Here is a 16,459-nt window from a genome sequence, read left to right on the forward strand (position 1 = left end):
TTTGCTCACCGTGCGCCGGCAGGGTCGGCGTCGTGCGATCGGGTCGGGCCTTACTGTCGAGCGGATATCGTTGAGGCATCGGACTTTCCTTATAGAAGGCGAAACTGCGGGTCTGCGTTCGCGATGGCCGGGCGCAGGAGCTGGAGCGGTTCTGAGCTGGGTCGCGCACGAGCAGGCTGCCCGCTACGCGTCCCGAGAGGGAGCACAATGCGATGAAGCAGGCGCATGGCCGACGGAGGCCGGAAAATTCGGACTAAAAGAGCGGAGGCTCTGCCACTTGGGCCGACTTTTTTTTGACGAGCCCGCTATCGAAGGCTCGAAAAATCACCCAAGCTTGTTTTCAGGCCGACGTCCGCTATCGGCCACAAACGGACATGGACCAACGCCAGAGTTCAGCTGAACCGCGAAGCCGCTTCGGCCTGAATAAATTGTCAGACCTGTTCACTGAGCAAACTGGACGGAGCAATGCCGAGGAGACGGATGTCTGAGTTAAGGACGCATGCTCCTGGACCTTGGTGGGTCGAGGACTGCCAAGATCAGACGTAACGCCTGACCGGATCCCCACTGCATGGAAGGCACGGCATTGTGCCGCACACTAGCAAAAGAGGCCGGGCCACGAGCAGCGTCATCCGCTGCGCTGCCTCGCACACCAAAGGCGACACGCCGACGCGCCCTTTACTGGCGGGCGGGCCGTGCGCGTCAACCATCGTTGTGTTGCGTAGCCGCGCGACTTTGCGCGAACTCCGGGAAGGTCTCCGCTATCGGCGCCGCATCCGGCAAGATGTAGAACACCCCACCCCGCTCGAACGTCGGACTGATGATCCGCTCGTAAAACTCGGGCGAGACGTTGATGCAGCCATGACTGATGCGGTTGTCGTCAGGCGAGGACGATGCAAGGCGTTCGGCACGTTTCTCGGCCGGGACGCCAGTAGCGGTAGGGTGGATGGAGACTGCGGAATCGTAGTCCACCCACAGCACGCGGCCAGCGTCGATTGACGGACCGAAACCGCCCACAAAGCGACCAGCGGGCGTCGTGCGATCCCGGCCCGGAATCTCGCGGAGAGCGAGACCGGCGATGCCGGGGGCCGAATGGTCGCCGATCGCCGAGCCAAAGAGCCCGGGGGCCGCGCCGCGAAGCCGGCCGTCGCCATCGAACACCAGGATCTGTGCGGCGGCCTTGTCTATGACCGCAAACGGATAGCCTTGGTTGTCGTTGGCTGCGACAACCCAGCCCGCGAGCTCAACCACCGTGCCGGACACATCCTGGCCTCGCGGAAGCTGGTCGACGGCGGCGACCGGTTGCGCGGCGGCATCCTCGGCGCTGGCCACGCCGAAGCTCGCGGACGCCAGGGCCAGCACCAGCGCACCAAAAGCGGCCCGGATCGCAGGGTGTGTGCACGTATTGATAGGGCGGTTCCTTGGAACGAAGACTGGGCGAGACTAAGGAGACCGGTGACCAGCACAAGGCCACCGGGTCCCAGTTCAGGCCGTCCGTCGCGAAGTGCGAGGGCGACTAACCTCGCGGCGCGCGGACCGGCGCCGCTTCGAGCTGCTGGACGCGGCTTTCCATTTGATCCAGCCGCTGGTTGGCCTGCTGCGCGGACTGATTGGCGGATTCGGCGCTCTGGGCGGCGCTCTGAACCCTCGTGTCGAGTTGATCGAGGCGTGAGTTGATTCCTGCAAACTCGTCAGCATAGGTTGCGCAGCCGGCAAGTCCCACGGTGGCGACGATCGCCACGCCGAGCGTACGCGCCATCACCAGATGTTGTTTGGTCACAAACATTTCAATGCTCCTTCGTCGGGGGTATCGGGACTAGTCTGGCGTTGGCATACGTAGATAGATTGTGAAGATGTGGCAACTCGTGAGAGTTGCGGCTTGAATCCATCAGTCTCCGCGAAAACTCGCAGCATTTGATCGACTATCACAACCGCAGTCACCGATCCCCACCCAAGATGAACAGTAGACCTTAATACGCGAGCCGTTTTGCACCGACTGATCTTCAGAGACTTCTTCGACTCCTCCCCATTCATCAGCAAGGAAAGCTATACCGGCCCCTCCAATGCGTCTAGGCGGTCGACATAGTCTCTCCCGGCATATCATTACTGCACCGTGCGCAATGTCCGCTTCGGGTCGGAAGCGGACATCGGCTGATCGACATCAGCGGACTTGGGAGCTGCGTGCTTTTCCGGCCACGCCTGGAGCCGACCTCGCCCCGCTACCGTTCCGTAAACCCACGCGGTCGGACTCCCCTGCCCCCAAGCCAATCCACTTAACGAGCTTTGCTGCTCGTTGATATGCTCTCGCGGCGCGTTCGCGCATTCAGGGGAAAGGGGAAGATATGACGAGTCGAAGCATTGGGCTGCCGCTCGTGGCGGCGGTTCTTGTCTGCGCGTGCGGTGCCGCTCACGCGGCGAAGGACAGGCCGGAGGGCCACGATCCGTCGCAAGACGAACTACTCTCGAGCATGGCGGTGCACGCCGCCGCCGCGCATGACCGGCTCAAGAGCCAGATCACCTACGGGTACATCAACGTGGGTGCCACCGCCGCCAACGCCACGAACAACCTATACGCGAGCACACCCGGACTGTCGTACGGCAGCGCAGCTGCCGCTGGCCTCGCAGGTGGCCTGATCGCCTCCGCGCTCATCAATGCCGAGGCCAAAGCCTCAGCCAAGAACCAGGTCCGGGATGCGAACACGGAGTTCGAACGTGCCCAGTGCAAGCTGTCGAACACCGACGCATTGTTGGGTGCGATCGAGCGCAGCGTTGGTGGCACGCCATGGGGTGCGGGACGAAGCGTCCAACGCCATGTGCTCGCGCAAGATCAGTCGGTGGACGATCTGGTGCCGCAGGACGAGCCGCGTTACGAGCTGGTGGCGACCTACAGCATGACGCCGGACTATTCTGCGCTGGTCACCTCGGTCGCGCTGGCCGCGTACTCGTCGCAACTGCCAGGGGCGCCGACGCGCTGGCAGAAGAAGCCAGCGTGGAGCGATGACCTTGTCGTGGTGTCAGACGTCGTCCCATTGGCCGAGAAGACCCCGGAAGACGTTCGAACCGCAATCTCACGCGAGACCACGCGCTACGCGGACAGTGGCGTGTACAAGCTGATCCAAGCCGCCAACGCGGGCGATCGTACCGCCCGCCGCGCCGCCAGCGGATTGCTCAGGACCCACCAAGCGCGCATGCGCGATGCCAAGGGACTGGAGTGGACACCGCGCGAAGCGGCTGCTGCGCGCGCGCGTGCATGGACGGCCGACGACTGCAGCCTGGTTCGTTCGGCGCTCACGCAAGGTGCGACCGACATTGAGACGCTGCTGAGCCGCCTGTTTGCAGGTTCACTCCCCGCCCGCGTAGAAACGGGTGTGACGGTGGTGCCACTGCGCAACGATACCGATCGTGTTGTACAGGTGCGGCCAGATGGACAGTACGTCGCACGCGCCGTCGATGCCGACGCACCACTCGGCTGGCGTTACTCGTGGTACCCCGAGGAAGAAACGCCAGACGAGGCGTCGGCGGAGTAAGCCAGGTGCAGGGCTCTGCACGCGCGGGGCCCTGCTTGATCCGCCCAAGATCGGCTTCCCGCCAGAAGCGGCCACCCTCTGCTGACAGGTCGACTGTGCCGTCATGCGCGTTCACCCAGAGGTTGGCCAATTGGCCCACTTTTCGCGGAGGTCAAGCAGCCTGCGTAGATGGCCTTTCGCAGCCCGATGTACGCCCCCACATAGGTACTTGGATGCCAACTCCGCTGGCACAGGAAATGGACATGGACATTGGAATCATAGGTTCGGGGAACATCGGCAGCACTCTCGCGCGCCACCTCAAGGGCCTCGGTCACCAGGTGTCGATCGCCAACTCGCGCGGCCCTGCGTCGCTGACGGCGCTGGCCGCGGAAACGGGCGCAACCGCAGTGACGGTGGAGCAGGCAGCGCGCGCGCAGGACTTGGTCATCATCACTGTCCCGGAGAAAGCGGTTCCGCAACTGCCGCGCGATAGCCTTGCCACCTCATCGGCTGTGGTTGTCGACACTGGGAACTACTACCCGTCGCGCGACGGTCACATCGCCGAGATCGATGGTGGATTGACCGAAAGCGAATGGGTCACGCGGGTGCTCGGTCGACCTGTCGTCAAGGCATTCAACAACATAGTCGCCAGTAGTCTTGCGTCACGCGGCGCGCCAGCGGGCACGCCAGGGCGCATCAGCCTTTCCGTCGCCGGTGACAATAAGCACGCCAAGGAGTTGACGCTGGGCTTGATCGACGCGATTGGCTTTGATGGCGTCGACGCCGGATCGCTCGCTGACTCCTGGCGGCAGCAGCCAGGGACGCCGGCGTACTGCCAGGATTTGGATGCCGCGGGACTTGAAGCGGCCTTGGCGAAGGCGGACGCCGCGCAGATCCCGGCATACCGCGCGCAAGCGGATGAAGCCGCCCGCCCCTATTTCTGAGGGCGCTCGGCATCTGTAGTCACCCGACGCAGCACTCGGCTAGGTCCGCTATGGGTCGGGAGCGGCCGCTGAACTGACGTCGGATTTCGGAACTGATCGAGATCGTATCCCACAACGGGAATCCGATCTTCGATCAGGACGTGCCGCCCGACATCATGGCGCCGCGCTCGCGGAAACGGGAGCCGCACTACTCGACTCCAGCAACTGCCTGATGACGGCTTCGGTACGCTCATAGTCGCCTTCCCCGAAGTGTCGATAGGCCACTCGACCATTCCGATCGACGAGATACAGTGCCGGCCAGTAGCGGTTACCGTAGGCATTCCACGTCCTGTAGCCATTGTCCTGGGCAACGGCGTATTCGATCCCGAAGCGCTTCACAGCGGCTTCGACGTTCTTCGTGCTTTTTTCGTATCCGAATTCCGGCGTGTGCACGCCAACAACGACGAGCCCCTTGTCCTGATAGCGTTCGTGCCACTTTTTCACATACGGCATGACCCTGATGCAGTTGATACAGGAATAGGTCCAGAACTCCACCAATACCACTTCCCCCCGCAGCTCTTCCATCCTGAGCGGCTCGCTGTTGATCCAGTGGTTGATGCCGGTGAATTCGGGCGCAAGGGGGACCGATTCCGAACGGGTATCTACCGCTGGATCCGCCTGCGCACCAGGGGTGCAGGCGACTGCGAACAGGCAGAAGCTCAAGGTGAAGACAAGTCGCTGGAACATGATCAGAGTCCTGTGGAAATGGAGGGAAGCCACTGCGTGGCCCAGGCAGTGAAAAGAACGTCGTATTGGAAGAGCTGAAGGAGTGCGAAGGCGATGGCGACGGCGCCAAAAATTTTTCGGAACAGATTTGCGCGGCGGTTGAAGAAGCCCAGGCGCGAGGACACCCACTCGCCCCCGTAGGCAATCGCGAGCATCGGGAGCCCAGCGCCTATCGCATAAGCTCCCAGCAGGACGGTCGCTTTTCCTGGTTCTTGCGAGCTGGCGGCAAGCGCCAGCACGGAAGCCAGAATCGGACCGGCACAGGGCGCCCAGGCAAGGCCGAGGGAAACACCAACCAGAAGCGCACCGGCCTTTCCAAAGGCTGATCCCAGACGAGGTGATACGAATCCCCGCGAAGGAAGAAGCGCACGGCCTTTCTGCACCAACCAGTCGAAGGGTGCAGGCCACAGGCAGAACAGACCGGCAGCGAGCAACAACACGATCGCGGCCGTACGGATGCTCTGTTGCAGTTCGCCAGATGACGCTGACAACGCGCCGATCAGGATGCCACCCGCCGCGAAGGTGGAGACAAAACCGACAATGATCAGCAGAGGCTCCACCCTGCTGCGACCCGCCGTGGTGGCGAGCACGATCGGTAACACCGGCAGGATGCAAGGTGATGCGATGGTCGCCACGCCGGCCACGGCCGCGAGCACATAGGCAATCATTGCCAGGCACCGGTAATGGCAACGAGGCCGTTGGTCACTGGAATATGCATCAGATTTTCCTTGAATGGCCTGAGCTATGCGGAGCGCCCAGCGCGCTCCGCATAGGATTCAGTCAGCGCAGGGACTTGAAGGCTGCGCGCATTTCTTCGGCGAACAGCTGCGGCTCTTCCCATTGGGCAAAGTGGCCACCCTTGTCGACTTCGTTGAAGTACATGAGCGTGGGGTAGGCCTGCTCTGTCCAGCTGCGCGGCGCGCGATAGATCTCACCGGGGAACACCGTCACTGCCACCGGGACCGTAATCTCAGCGGTCCGCTGCTCCACGGCGTTGAAGTTGTTGGTGTTGTTTTCCCAGTACAGCTGCGCGGACGATATGGCGCTGTTGGTCAGCCAGTACAGCGTGATGTCGTCCAGCATTTCGTCCTTGGTCAGCGATTTCTCGGCATCACCGCCGCTGTAAGTCCACTGGTTGAACTTGTCGAAGATCCACGCGGCCAGTCCGGCCGGCGAATCGGTGAGCCCATAACCAACCGTCTGTGGCCGGGTCGCCATCATCGCGCCGTAAGCGCCGTTCCTCTGGAAGAAATAGCTCAGCGCGTCGTAGGCGGCCTTCTCTTCCGCCGACAATCCCGCTGGTGCCGGATCCCCGACACTCATGGCTCTGGCTGCCGCGGCAGGTACGGTCGCCGGCATGTTGACGTGGATGCCGAGCAACCCCTTCGGCGCCTGGCGACCCATCGCGTCGGCAATCACCGAGCCCCAGTCACCGCCCTGGGACACGTACTTCTTGTAGCCGAGACGCTTGACCAACACGTCCCAGGCCTTCGCGATGCGGTCCGGATCCCAGCCTTCTTCCTGCGGCTTGCCGGAAAAGCCATAGCCGGGCATCGACGGAATGATCACGTCGAATGCATCTTCGGCTCGACCGCCGTGAGCGGTCGGGTCTGTCAGCGGGCCGATCGACTTGGTCAACTCCAGGATGGAGCCCGGCCACCCATGAGTGATCAGCAACGGCATCGCATCGGGATGACGCGATTTGACGTGGATGAACTGGATATCGATGCCATCGATGTTGGTCACGAACATCGGCAACGCGTTCAATTCGGCTTCGACCTTGCGCCAGTCGTAGGTGGTTCCCCAGTACTTGACCAGGGCCTGCAACTTCTCCAGTTGCACGCCCTGGGATTCATCGGACACCGTTTCCTTTTCCGGCCACCGTGTTGCCCGCACGCGCTGACGCAGGTCGACCAGCTGTGCCTCGGGAACGTTGATGCGGAACGTCCGGATAGCGCTGCTCTCGGACGGAGCAGACACTCCAGCTTCGGGTGCGGCGTAGGCGCCGCTGGAAACCGCAAGCAAGGGAATTGCGAGTGAACCTGCTGCGGCAATGGCGAGCAAACCGCGCCGTAGTTGACCTGACTTCCGCATGACTACTCTCCTGGGTGATTGGGATCTGCGACAGGCAGATTCGATTGCAATCACACCAGAGCGGATGGGCGGCATCTATTGCACGATGGTGCCGCTCGATACCAAAGCATCATTCGGCGCGGCACGACCCTGGAAAATCGGCTGGCGCGCTTCGAACAACGCGACCTTGCCTTCAACACTTGTCTTCACCCACGCAAAGTGGCGCCGTAGAGCCATTTCGAGGCCGCCGACGGTGTCATTCTGGTTGCTGAAAATTCCCTTGCGGTTGTAGACGTTCATCAACGCCCGGCCGAAGCTGTTGTGGTGGGCGCTTTCGCCCAGGATCGTCGCGCCGAACAACACGCCATCGGATTTGAGGTGCGGCTTGAGATTGGCGAACACCCTGCTCTTCTCGGCCATCGGACGTGGCAAGCAGTGAAGCAGGTAGAGCATGGATACTGAGTCGAATGCCTCTCCGGGAGGTTCGACCAGAGGCATCATTGCGTCATGCTGGATCACTTCCGTGTGAGCACGCCCCCATCGTCGCCGGGCCGCTTCCAGGCTGCTGGCGTTGAGGTCCATCAAGGTAAGTTGAGTGGACTCTGGCAACTGCGCATTTGCAGGGTAGAAGCCGGTACCGACTCCCACATCCAGATGACGGACACCAACGCGCTGCCGGAAGAACGGAAGCAAGACGGAGTCGGTGGAGCATTCCCACGCATGGCGGTTGGAGATGCCCAACACCCACCAGTCGTAGAGCTTGAGGGTAGCGGGCGAGTAGATCCCTGCGCCCTGTTCGGTATGGAGAGCCATTTGCTACCTGCTCACAGCCGACCTTCCCGAACCAGGCGTTCCCTGGTCGACTGGATATGGGCTTCACCCTCGCGAAGTGCTTCCGGCGTGGTGTGGACCGAGTAGTACCCGGTCACAAGACCGTGTTGGTGCGGTGACGCCGATCCGAGGATGAACTCCGCATCGGTCAATGCTTCGAATTCCACTGCGTTGCCCGATGGCTCGAAAGCCACAAGATCTCCATGCGTCAACTCATCAGGGGTTGCTATCACGCCTGCCGATATGGCGACCCAAAGGATCGTGTGGCCTTCTGGTGGGTGATAGGTCCAGCGCTCTCCGGCCTTCAACAGCACGGCGAGATAGTTCATCGGCGAAGGGGGCGTCAGGACGCTCGATACGGACTCATGGCTACCCAGGAGCACGCGAACCCGGTCATCTCCGCGGACCTCGCCGGGGAGCTGGCAGATGCTGGTCGTCGGGCCCAGTTCCAGTTCAGGCGGCAATGCGATCCACAGTTGGAAACCGCGCGTCCGCGTCGCCTTGTCCAGGCCGCCGCCGTGCCACATGCCGCGTCCGGCCTGCATCCATTCGACACCGCCCGCCGGCAACGTGCCACGTACATTGTCCGGGTCGATGTAGCTCAACGCGCCTTCCGCGACGTAGGTCAGGGTGACAATCCCCGAGTGGGGATGAAGCGGGCCTTCGTACGGCGCACCGTCATGATCAAACAGATCGAGGAATACGAAAGGCTTCAGCAACTGGCCGAAATCGGACGGACTCATCAGGCGCGTTACCGGACCCTGCGTCCTGCCGCGGGTGCGCTGCGCGATAGCACGTGTCGGACGGGTCGACGATGTCGTTGACGGGGTGGGTGTCATGCGGATTCATTCCTGTCGGGTGGCATCAATCACATCAGATTGCGCAGCCAACAGCCATTGCACGAAGGTGTCTGTTGCCTGCTCGTGCTACTCGACGGCACGCGGCAGCGAGAAAGAGAACGTCGCGCCTGGCCCGTCATTCGTGGCGGCCAATAGCCGCCCATGATGGCTTTCGATGATGAACTTGCTGATCGACAGTCCGATGCCCATCCCATCCTCCTTGGTGCTGTAGAAGGCTTCGAACAGTCGGGACGACGACTGCGGATCGATCCCCTCGCCCACATCCCGCACCGAGAAGCGCACCCGGTCGTCGCCGTCGCGCTCGGTGCGGATTTCCATGCGCCGGGGCCGGTCGTCGATGTCGCGCATCGCATCGGTCGCGTTGAGCAGCAGGTTGAGGATCACCTGTTGCAACTGGACGCGATCACCAGTCACGGATGGAAGATCGCACGCGAGTTCCGGGACCAGCTGCACGCCTGCCTTGCGCAGCTCACTCTTCGACAGCGCGATGATCTCGCCCGTGGCCTCGTTCAGGTCGACCGGCTCGACCACCACGCCCTTGTTGGTAAACAGCGCACGCAGACGGGTGATCACGTCCGCCGCGCGATTGCCGTCCCTGATCATGCGTTGCGCGGTACTGCGCGCGCCATCGACATTGGGCGGATGGGCGTCGAGCATCCGCAGGCACGTGCTGGCATTGGTGACGATGCCGGCCAGCGGTTGATTGACCTCGTGGGCGATCGAAGCCGTCAACACGCCCAGGGTCGTGATGCGCGCCACATGCGCCAGCTCGGAGCGGACCTTGCCGAGCGCCTCTTCCGAAAGCCGGCCCTGGGTCACGTCCTGGACCGCGCCGATGTACTCGCTGCGGCCATCGCTGTTGCGTACCGCATGCGCGACCAGGTGGAGATGCTTGATCGACCGGTCAGGCATCTGCGCGCGATACGTGTGGTCGAGATCCGCCCCGGTGGTGCGCGCGACCTCGATGATCTCCCGGAACAGCGACAGGTCGTCCGGGTGCACCCGTGTCGCCACCAGGTCGAGCGTCACCGGCTGCGCCGGATCAAGTTGGTAGGTGCGGAACAGTTGCTCCGAGAATTCGAGGGTTTCCAGGTCTACGAGCCAGTAGAAGCTGCCGGTGGAACTCAGGTGCTGGGCCTCCTTCAGCCACACCTCGCTGCGGCGCAGGTCGGAGTACAGGCGCGCGTTCTCCAGCCAGATCGCCGCCTGCGAGGCCAGGAAATCCAGCACCGCAACCTTTCCGGCCGTGAAGGCCCGCGTCGCGATATTGTTCTCCAGGTACAGCACACCGATTACCCGCGCCTGCTTGAAGATCGGCAGGCACAGCAGCGACCTGGGCCGATGCCGGCCTATGTATTCGTCGTCCCGGTCCAGCCCCCCTGCCGACGCGTCATCGAGCACGAGGCGCTCGCGCGTCCGCAGCACATACTGGAGCGCCGACTGTGGAAGGTCGGACGGCACGACCCGCGATCTCCGCAGCGTCACGTCCACGCTGCCGCGCCCCGTGGCGGCTTCCGCTTCGACCACCGGCACGCCATCGTGCAGCAGGATGAGCAAGCCCCGCTCCGCGCCCGCATGCTCAACGGCGATCCGCATGAGCTTCTCAAGCAGGGCCGGAAGGATCATCTCGCTCGACAAGGTTTGCGATGCCTTGTCGACCGCCTCCACGTCCAGTTGGACGACTGGCGCATCGATGGTTGCATTGACCGGCTCATGCGGGGGGCGTCGACACAGGCGGGGGTAGCGCGTATCGAGTTGCCTGACCTTGGGCTCCGCCCCCCAGCGCTCATAGCAATCGCGCGCGTTGCGCAGATAGGCACAGGCAATGGTCTCCAGCCCCAGCGCCGCATAGTGCTGACCGGCCAGCTCGTTGGCGATGGCTTCGTTGTGCAGGAAGCCGTATGTGCGCGAGCGCGCGACCGCCGCCTCGTACAGCTGCTGGGCCTGCACCTCACGACCTTCCAGCCGCGCGATCTCGGCGCCCACCAGTGCTTCCTGCCCGGCGAAGTTCTCCGGGCACGTCACGGCCCAGGCCGCGATCCTCCCGTGATGCTTTGAAAGCTCACGGACATGATGGTCGCGCTGCGTCGGGGTGGCAGTTTCGCACGCGGCGGCGTGGCTGAGCGCGGCATGGAACTCGTAGGCCGCTTCCTCGATCGAGGATCGCATCGCCCAGCGGATGCCCTCGATGCGGGCCGCGGCCACGAGGGCGCCGGGAAAATCCCCGGCAATAAACCGCTCATGCAGCCGGAAAACCCAGTGGTAGCAAACCATCATCGCCATCTGGGGGTGATCCTCGAACTCCCCCATGGCCCAGGCCTCGTCGGCCGGATCCTGTCCGGTCGGCAATCCACGCAGCGCCTGCACCAGCGCGAGCTGCCCGATGAAGCGCTCGGCCGGCAATCCCAGCTCGATCTTCCTGGCGAATGTCATCGCCTGCTCGGCCTCCTGCTGCACCTGCGCGAGGGGAACGCCCGACATCAGCAGGTGCGTGAGGAGGTTGCGCAGGTTGTACGCGGCAAACGCCATGTCGCCTCTGGAGCTGCCGATCTGGAATGCCTGGACCATCATCGGCTGGCACAGCGGCAGGTGCTTGAACCACGGCATGGTGAACGCGGCGAAGCACGAATAGACGCGCGCCTTGAAACGATCGATGCCGCGGCGGTCCACCAGCTCGCAGGCGAGCCGCCCGAAATCATAGGCCGTCGTGTAGTCGGCGAAGTGCGGCCCGAGCGTCATGTTCAACGCCGCGTAGGCAACGCTCGAGCTCTCGCCGTGACCATGATCCAGACTGAGGTTGGTCATGCGCAGGAGCACGAGGTCCAGCAAGTGGCGATCGACCGCATAGGCCGCGGGGAAAAGCTCCGTGAGCACTGCCAGGATGGCGATGCTGCGCTTGTCGCTCATCGCGGGCAGATCGGTCAGCGTCTGCATGGGACGCCCGGCGAGCCTGCGACGCATCTCCAGATACTCCCGCTGCACGTCCTCTTCGGACGGCCTTGGCGACCAGTCGATGCCCGCCCCGGCAAGGAAGCACAGCGCCGCCTCGACGGCCCGCTCGTTGCGGCCGGTGGTGAAATACAGCAACACCGCCAGGCAGACCACCTCGGCCTGGTCGGTCAGCCCTGTCGCATGCTGCGAGAGCGCGGTAAGCCGCTCCTCCGCCTCCGCCAGGTCGTAATCAACGATCTCGCACTCCGCGCGACCGAGCTCGAGCTTGAACGTCAGCTCGTACCGACGCTCCCAACTGTCGCTGCCCAGCAACGCCCGCCCGGCGGCGAAGTAGTTCTTCGCCGAGGCGTAGGCACTGGCCGCCTTGGCGTGCCCGCCGGCCGCCAGGAAGCACCCGGCCACGCTCTCGCGTTCGGCGAGCGAGTCGATCGCCGAAGCCCCGCGCTCGAACTGGTTGGCGGTCTCGAAGATGTTCGATTCATTCTCCATGTCGGGTGCGAGCGACAGGAGCATCCGGCCGATGCGCAGATGGGTCAGCGCGCGGGCATCGACCGGGACCAGTGCGTAAGCCGCTTCGTGGACGCGGTCGTGGATGAACGAGAGCGACCCGTTGGTAACCACCACAAGCCCCTCCTCCACCGCGCCACGCAATGTTGCATTGACCTCGTCCACTGGAACGCCACGCAGGGCCGCCAACATGCCGATCTCCGCGACGTTCCCCAGACACGCCAGCTGCCCCAGCGATTCACGGGCCGGAGCGGACAGCCGGCCGAGCTTCGCCGTCATCAGCTGCGCCAGGTTGTCGGTCACGCCCCTTGCGCGTATCCGCTCGATGTCCCACCGCCACGAGCCGCTTTCCGGGTCGAATCCCAGCAGCGCTTCGTCGGCCAGTGCGGTCACGAACTGGATCGCGAAGAACGGATTGCCGCCGGTCTTCTCGGACACCAGCTCCGCCAGCGGACGGGTGCGTTCGAGATCCGCATGCAGGGCATCGGCGGTGAGTTGGGCGATGTCGTGCCGTTCCAGTGGCGCCAGTTCGATCTGCGTCACGATCCCGCCGCCGCTGCGGATGACGTCGATCGTGGTCGAAAGCGGGTGCATCGGACCCACCTCGTTGTCCCGGTAGGCCCCGATCAGCATGAGGTGGCCGCAGCCCGGCGGCGTTGCCAGACGCTGCAAGAGCGATAGCGTCCCCGGGTCGAGCCATTGCAGGTCGTCGATGAACAGCACAAGCGGATGCGCGTGACGCGCGAAAACCTCGACCAGGTTCACGAACGCGAGCTGGAAACGCATCGCCGCGTCCTGCGACTCGACAGGAGGCGTCGGCGGTTGCTCTCCGATGATGAGGGCAAGCTCGGGGATCAGGTTGACCATGAGCTGGCCGTTCGGCCCCAGCGCGTCGATCAGCGCGTCCCGCCAGTGCGCGAGCTCGGTGTCGCTTTTGTTGAGCAGGTCGCGCACCAGGGACCGGAAGGCCTGCGCCAGGGTGGCGTATGGGATGTCGCGCTTGAACTGGTCTAATTTACCGGTGGCGAACAGGGCGTGTGCCGGCGCGAGAACCTTGTGAAGCTCGCGGACGATGGAAGACTTGCCAATGCCCGCATACCCGGAGACCAGCACCAGCTCCGTCGTTCCCTGGTTAACAACGCGATCGAACGCACCGAGCAGCTCGGCGATCTGCGCATGGCGTCCGTACAACTTTTCCGGGATCACCAACTGGTCCGGGACGTCGCGCTCGGCCAGCTCGAACCGGCCGATGCGCCCTTCCGCCTCCCACTGCCTCAGGCAGCGGCGCAGGTCGTTCGCCAGGCCCGCCGCCGTCTGGTAGCGGGCCTCGGGATCCTTCGCGAGCAGCTTGAGCACGATCTCGTCGAGTATCGGAGGCACGCCTTGTACGCGCTCGCCCGGCGGCGTTGGCTGCCGGGCGATGTGGCAATGGATCCACTCCATGGGATTGGACGCGCTGAACGGCAAGGTGCCGGTCAGCAGTTCGTACATCGTGATACCGAACGAGTACAGATCGCTGCGGGCATCCATCCAGCGGTTCATGCGCCCGGTCTGCTCGGGTGCCATGTACGCGAACGTCCCTGCGATGGTCTCCGGAGGCGCCAGCACCTGGCGTTCGCGCCGCAGTCGCGAGGCCGGCGCGAATCCGGTCAGGCGCACGTCCCCCGCATCATCGACCAGTACGTTCGCCGGCTTGATGTCCTTGTGCAGGATCCCCTGGCCGTGCAGTTGCGCAAGCGACCGCGCGAGCGCGATCAGGATGCGCAGGCAACGCGCAAGCGCCATCCGTTGCCCTTTCATCCGGCCAATCAGGCTGTCGAGGGATTCGGTGCCGGGGCTTTCGACCGGCGGCACGGCGCGCCCGTCCGGGTTCGAGCGCAACGGCGTGTCGCCCGTTACCGACATCAGCCGGCGCTCACGGGGTCCATCTGTGCATGATGGGCCGGCCGCGGTGGAATCGAGAACCCGAACGTCGCGCCCGGGCCGTCGTTCGATACCGCCCACAGCCGTCCCTGGTGGCTCTCGATGATGGAGCGGCTGATCGACAGGCCGATTCCGATCCCGGAGCTTTTGGTCGTGTAGAAGGGATCGAACAGCCTCTCGGTTTGACGCGGATCAAACCCTACCCCGACATCCCGCACGGTCAGCCGGACATGGTCGCCCTCGTCGCGCCCGGTCGTGATCACCACGTACCGGGGCCGGTCCTCGACACCGGTCATGGCATCGGCGGCGTTCAGAAGCAGGTTCAGGATGACCTGTTGGAGCTGGACGCGATCGCTCATGACCGGCGGCAGGTCGTCGGCGAGTTCGGCCCGCAGGATCACCCGACTGCGCTGGAGCTCCGTGCGGGCCAGGGAAATCACTTCCCGCGCGGCATCGTTCAGGTCCACCAGCTCGTTGGAGACGGTCTTCCTGTCGACCAGCGCGCGCAAACCGGTGATGACATCGGCCGCGCGGTTCCCATCGCGGATCGTGCGAAGCGCGGCCTCGCGCGCCCCGTCAATGTTCGGGGGGTCGGCGGCGAGCATGCGCATGCTCAGGCTGGCATTGGTGATGATGCCGGTCAGCGGCTGTCGGACCTCGTGCGCGATCGATGCGGTCAACGTATTCAACGTCGTGATCCTGGCCATGTGGGCCAACTCGGACCTGAGCGTGCCCAGCGCCTCCTCGGAAATCCTGCGCGGCGTGACGTCCTGTACTGCGGCGATGTACTCGAGCTGCCCGGCCGGGCCCTGCGTGGCGCGGGCCACCACGTGCAGATGCCTGGTCGAACCGTCCGGCAGCCGCAGCCGGTGTTCGTGTTCGAAGTCGCCGCCATCGCGGCGTTGCCGGGTCAGCGTCGCCGAGAACGAAGGCAGATCTTCGGGATGCAACCTGGCCAGCATGGCCTCCAGCGTGGCCGGCACGGCCGGGTCGAGCCCGAAGATCCGGTAGACCTGGTCGGACCACGTCATCGCGTCGGTCACGGTGTGCCATGAAAAACCGCCCGTGGAACTGATCCGCTGGGCCTGGGCGAGGAACGCCTCGCTCTGCTTCAACGCCGCATCATGCTGCGCCCGCTCGACCGCAATGCTCGCGATATGCGCGACCTTGTCGATCAGGTCGCGCTGGAACGGCGTCGGAAGGCCCGGTTCGCCGCGGTAGATGGCGAGCGAACCCAGTACATGATTGCCGCGCCCGACGATCGGCGACGACCAGCACGATTGCAGCCCGTGGCCGAGGGCCAGGGTGCTCCAGCCTTGCCGCTGCCATCTTTCATCCAGACCAACATCGGGCACGATCACCACCTGGGCCGATGCCGCTGCCAAGCCGCAGGGGCCGGCGTCGCCGGCGGAGGATCGGCCTTTCATCGCATGCCTGTAGCCCGATGGCAGCGTTGGTCCGATGGCCTGGCTCCACGTGCGGCCGCTGGCATCGCTGAAGAGCATGCCGCAGTGGCAATCGCTGACGGCTTCCTCGACAAGCGTGCACAGCGCGGTCAGCACGTCGGGAAGCGGGTCGTTCGATGCCACCATCTCCAGCAGCCGCTTCTCGCCCTTCAGCAGGTCCTCGGCCCGCTTGCGGTCGTCGATATCGGTTTGCACGAGATACCAGAGCGTGACCTGCCCCTGCGCGTCCGGCAACGGATGGGCACGCATGTGCAACCACCGGTAGATCCCGTCGGCGCGACGATGGCGTCCCTCGACTTCGTAGGGGTCGCCGGTTTCCACCGCACGCGTCCAGGCCGCGCTGACCGTTGCCAGGTCGTCGGGATGGATGACGTCCGCCAGCTCCCACGTCGCCATCTGCTCCAGCGTCGCACCGAAAAATTCCATGCAGCGGCGATTGGCAAGCTCGACGCCGCCCGCGGGTTTCAAGAGGCATACCAGCGCAGGCAGGTCATCGAAGATCGAGCGGAAGGGCCCGCCATGATCGTGCATGTACGTCTGGTCCATCCTGCCGCCCTCAATGTGTTCCGCGATTCCAGGCCCCCTTGCGGGCCCAGCATGCATCGCCTCCCGTACACCGACCACCATACTTTGGT

At 64.1% G+C, this 16,459-nt stretch carries 11 protein-coding genes; 2 read left to right on the forward strand and 9 right to left on the reverse strand.

Annotated features, from left to right (window positions below; translation table 11 throughout):
- Positions 1-699 precede the first annotated feature (699 nt).
- Both ACW7G1_RS11220 and ACW7G1_RS11225 read right to left on the reverse strand, forming a co-directional pair.
- Positions 700-1,356 (reverse strand): hypothetical protein, encoded by a 657-nt coding sequence (locus tag ACW7G1_RS11220; RefSeq protein ID WP_456979908.1) that lies wholly within the window; start codon positions 1,354-1,356, stop codon positions 700-702.
- A gap of 157 nt (positions 1,357-1,513) precedes the next feature.
- Complete coding sequence (locus tag ACW7G1_RS11225) at positions 1,514-1,783, reverse strand: hypothetical protein (protein ID WP_456979786.1); 270 nt, start codon at positions 1,781-1,783, stop codon at positions 1,514-1,516.
- A 556-nt stretch (positions 1,784-2,339) separates the two neighbouring features.
- Here ACW7G1_RS11225 and ACW7G1_RS11230 point away from each other — a divergent pair.
- Together ACW7G1_RS11230 and ACW7G1_RS11235 are read left to right on the forward strand one after the other, a co-directional pair.
- On the forward strand, positions 2,340-3,524 hold the full coding sequence (locus ACW7G1_RS11230) for a hypothetical protein (protein ID WP_456979787.1): 1,185 nt from the start codon (positions 2,340-2,342) through the stop codon (positions 3,522-3,524).
- 236 nt (positions 3,525-3,760) lie between these two features.
- Positions 3,761-4,447 carry an NADPH-dependent F420 reductase gene (locus ACW7G1_RS11235; RefSeq protein ID WP_456979909.1) on the forward strand — a complete coding sequence of 229 codons (687 nt, stop codon included), beginning with the start codon at positions 3,761-3,763 and terminating at the stop codon, positions 4,445-4,447.
- A gap of 153 nt (positions 4,448-4,600) precedes the next feature.
- Here ACW7G1_RS11235 and ACW7G1_RS11240 read toward each other — a convergent pair whose 3' ends face one another.
- From ACW7G1_RS11240 to ACW7G1_RS11270, 7 genes are all read right to left on the reverse strand, one after another.
- Positions 4,601-5,173, reverse strand: coding sequence for a thioredoxin family protein (locus tag ACW7G1_RS11240; protein ID WP_456979788.1), 573 nt, complete (start codon positions 5,171-5,173; stop codon positions 4,601-4,603).
- Positions 5,174-5,175: 2 nt separating this feature from the next.
- Entirely contained in the window at positions 5,176-5,880 is a 705-nt protein-coding gene (locus tag ACW7G1_RS11245) for a cytochrome c biogenesis CcdA family protein (protein WP_456979789.1), read from the reverse strand.
- 112 nt (positions 5,881-5,992) lie between these two features.
- Positions 5,993-7,306, reverse strand: a complete 1,314-nt coding sequence (locus tag ACW7G1_RS11250; protein WP_456979790.1) for an epoxide hydrolase family protein — start codon at positions 7,304-7,306, stop codon at positions 5,993-5,995.
- Between the two features lie 75 nt (positions 7,307-7,381).
- Positions 7,382-8,098 carry a class I SAM-dependent methyltransferase gene (locus tag ACW7G1_RS11255; RefSeq protein WP_456979791.1) on the reverse strand — a complete coding sequence of 239 codons (717 nt, stop codon included), beginning with the start codon at positions 8,096-8,098 and terminating at the stop codon, positions 7,382-7,384.
- Positions 8,099-8,109: 11 nt separating this feature from the next.
- Positions 8,110-8,859 (reverse strand): pirin family protein, encoded by a 750-nt coding sequence (locus ACW7G1_RS11260; RefSeq protein ID WP_456979792.1) that lies wholly within the window; start codon positions 8,857-8,859, stop codon positions 8,110-8,112.
- Between the two features lie 183 nt (positions 8,860-9,042).
- Positions 9,043-14,340 (reverse strand): AAA family ATPase, encoded by a 5,298-nt coding sequence (locus tag ACW7G1_RS11265; RefSeq protein WP_456979793.1) that lies wholly within the window; start codon positions 14,338-14,340, stop codon positions 9,043-9,045.
- Positions 14,340-16,370: a PAS domain-containing protein gene (locus ACW7G1_RS11270; protein ID WP_456979794.1), complete on the reverse strand. Its 2,031-nt coding sequence runs from the start codon at positions 16,368-16,370 to the stop codon at positions 14,340-14,342. The genes ACW7G1_RS11265 and ACW7G1_RS11270 overlap by 1 nt, the downstream gene beginning before the upstream one ends.
- Positions 16,371-16,459: the final 89 nt, after the last annotated feature.

It is taken from the genome of Lysobacter sp. A378 (assembly GCF_054052125.1).